We start from the raw sequence: 868 nt of genomic DNA, 5'->3' as shown, positions 1-868 counted from the left end.
ACTGGGTTGTAGATAACTGGAGTGTCTTTACCTGGATCATCTGGAGTTACGGTTGGAGTAGATGGTGTCATTCCTGGAATATTTGGAACTGGTTCATTTGGAGTTACATTAGTTGGATCACTTGGATCTGTTGGGTAAGTTGGCGTTGGTACGTTTGGAATTGGGGTTCCTTCTGGATCAACTGGAACAATCTTACCATTTTGGTTGTAGTTTACAATTACTGTCTTGTTCAAGTAATCCGGAGTTACGGTTGTACCGCCTGCAACTCTTCGATCTGCATGGTAACCATCTACTAATGGGGTATTCTCGTAGCCAAATTTATGACTAGTTACGTTCCAAGCAGTAGTGTTAATAATCTTACCAGTTACATTGTCGAAGGTGATAGTTCTAGTGAAGTCGAAGCTTTGCTTCTTATCAGATGGGGTTTGGTCACCTGCACCAACATAATGAACTGTTTGTGTACCAGTCTTAATCAAACTATTCTTGTCAGTTCCTTCTGGGTATTTAGGACCTTCTGGATCGTTAGGATTGATTGGTTCACCTGGAGTACCTGGCTTATCTGGGGTAACGGTTGTAGTGGTGTGTTCTACGTAGATAGTTACAGTGTTTGAACCCTTAGTAATTTCTGTTGGAATTACTACATCTGGGTTGATTACCTTGTAGCCGGCGTTTTCCAAATCAGTAATAGTTTGACTCTTGTTAAAGTCAACCTTGCTGCCAACATTTTCTTCTCCAGAATTGTAACCATATTTTGGCAAGTCAACCTTATCAGTATTGTCATGAACAGTAACAATTACTGAACCCTTTTCAGTCACTGGGTTGTAGATAACTGGAGTGTCTTTACCTGGATCATCTGGAGTTACGGTTG

The 868-nt window shown here is 41.0% G+C and carries 1 pseudogene; it reads right to left on the bottom strand.

What is annotated here, in order from left to right:
* Positions 1 to 868: pseudogene (locus CP370_RS09760) on the bottom strand (mucus-binding protein); the annotation flags it as partial.

The organism is Lactobacillus sp. UMNPBX19 (assembly GCF_002553805.1).
GTDB lineage: Bacteria > Bacillota > Bacilli > Lactobacillales > Lactobacillaceae > Lactobacillus.
Note: the sequence above shows the minus strand (reverse complement) of the source record. Positions and strands in the feature narration are given on the sequence as shown.